The organism is Halorubrum sp. ASP1 (assembly GCF_005435135.1).
Classification (GTDB): Archaea; Halobacteriota; Halobacteria; order Halobacteriales; family Haloferacaceae; genus Halorubrum; species Halorubrum tropicale.
The window spans coordinates 5,925-7,613 of the sequence record NZ_SGUA01000027.1 but is presented as its reverse complement, the minus strand read 5'-3'; the positions used below and the strand labels follow the sequence as shown (position 1 = coordinate 7,613).

Annotated in this window: 2 protein-coding genes and 1 pseudogene; all 3 read right to left on the bottom strand. The window is 66.1% G+C overall.

The features are described 5' to 3' along the window. Positions 1-394 (bottom strand): annotated as a pseudogene (locus tag EXE48_RS17960) (hypothetical protein); the annotation flags it as partial. After that, complete coding sequence (locus tag EXE48_RS17955; protein WP_137712147.1) at positions 391-993, bottom strand: J domain-containing protein; 603 nt, start codon at positions 991-993, stop codon at positions 391-393. The gene EXE48_RS17955 and the pseudogene EXE48_RS17960, both read right to left, overlap by 4 nt. Further along, positions 990-1,238, bottom strand: coding sequence for a hypothetical protein (locus tag EXE48_RS17950; protein WP_137712146.1), 249 nt, complete (start codon positions 1,236-1,238; stop codon positions 990-992). The genes EXE48_RS17955 and EXE48_RS17950 overlap by 4 nt, the downstream gene beginning before the upstream one ends. Between the last annotated feature and the right edge of the window lie 451 nt (positions 1,239-1,689).

Here is a 1,689-nt window from a genome sequence, read left to right as displayed (position 1 = left end):
CGACCTCGCGACCCGCACCGGAAAGCGTCGACCCCTCGCCGGTCCACGAGCACTCGGGGCACTCGGCGCGGTACCCGCCGCCGTCGGCGACGAGCTTCCGCTCGCCCGCGTGGTACCGCAGGTCCTCGACGAGCGATATCGCGCGGTCCGCGTTCAGGTCGCGCCGGAACCGGTCCGACAGGTCGAGATCGTCGACCGCTTCCGCGTCCTCCGCGACCACGATCCGGGCGACCACGTCACCGTCCGCACCGTGACGCCGGTCGACCAGATCGTACAGCGTGTGCAGCACCGCGCGGTGGTCCTCGAGGACGCTCGTCGCGCGGTCCCGGTCCGCGTACGCCAGCACCGACCCGTTCCGGTTCCGACGGATCTGAACCTCGACCGTCGGGCTCACGAACCGTCACCTCCGAGCATAGCGGACTCTGCGTCCTTCACGCGCTGGAACTCCTCGCGACTCCCGCCCTGGTCCGGGTGCGTCTCCGCCTTCCGAGCACGGGCGGCAGCAGTCACCACGTCGTCGGGAGCGCCTTCTTGGATTCGGAGCACCTCGTGAGGCGGTTGCTTCGAGGCAGATCCCGCCACGATCACGTCCTCGTCGCCGTCTCCCGGCGGAAGCCGTGCCGCCGCGAACTCGGAGTCGCCTGTTCGAACCGGACGGTTTCCCCGCATCCGAGTCTCGTGAACCCACAGGTAGACGGTCCGGATGTTGTCCCGGAGACGCGAGTACGCGTCACTCGCGACAGCGAACTCCTCGCCGTCGTCGCTCCACCGGAGCACGAACCCCGGATCGTCCGGGTTCGCGTTGTGCAGCGGGAGCCCGCTTGACTTGGTATGGTTGTTCGCGATGGACGCCCGCCAGTGGTCAACATCCATCCGGTCCATCTCGGTCGCGATATCCTGCGTCGTCGAGCCGAGCGTCGCCTCGAAACTCCGGTTCCGCTCGCGCTCCGACTCGGGCGTCCGCTCCCAGCCTGCAGGCCAGTCGAGACTCACGCTTTCCCACCTCGGAGACTCTCGTAGGAGTCAGAACCGCGCACGAGTTCGACCTCGTCGCGCGGGACGGTCTCGTCAGTCCGGACGTTCCGCAGCTCCGCGAACTCCGGCTCGACCTTCTCGTCGAGTGTCCGCGCGCACTGCTGACACCAGAAGTGGAAATTCGTCGGTTCCCACGACCGGTGACCAGCCGGACACCGCCACTGCCACCGATCCGTCTCCTCGTCAAGGTCGATCTCGACCATACGGGAGCCACCTTCGCCGGTATAAAAGCGGTCGGCCAAAGGGGCGGAGTGAAACTGAAAGTGGTCGATTCGTCGGGCGATACGGCCGGTTTTGCCGCTACTATCGCTATGAGTCTTAATCATGATTCTCAGGGTACAGGTCGATTGCTCCGGCGAACTCGCCGAGCGAGGTTTGCGCGACATCGTGCGCCGCGCGGTCCGCTCGCACCAGCACCGCCAGCGAGTCCGGAGTGGTAGTGAAGCTCGATTCGCGTCCTCGGTCGGGGGTTTCAAATCCCCGCGTAGTGTTCCCGTACATGGGTTTCGTGCTCTCTCACGGAACCCCACGCGGACCGGCTGTCCTCACAGCGCGGTCCGCCGTCCTTTTCAGGCCCCGAGCGCCGCCGACATCGACGACGACCGGATGGGTCCGTGAAACTACATTCTGGGTTGGGGGAATTTATAATCTTCT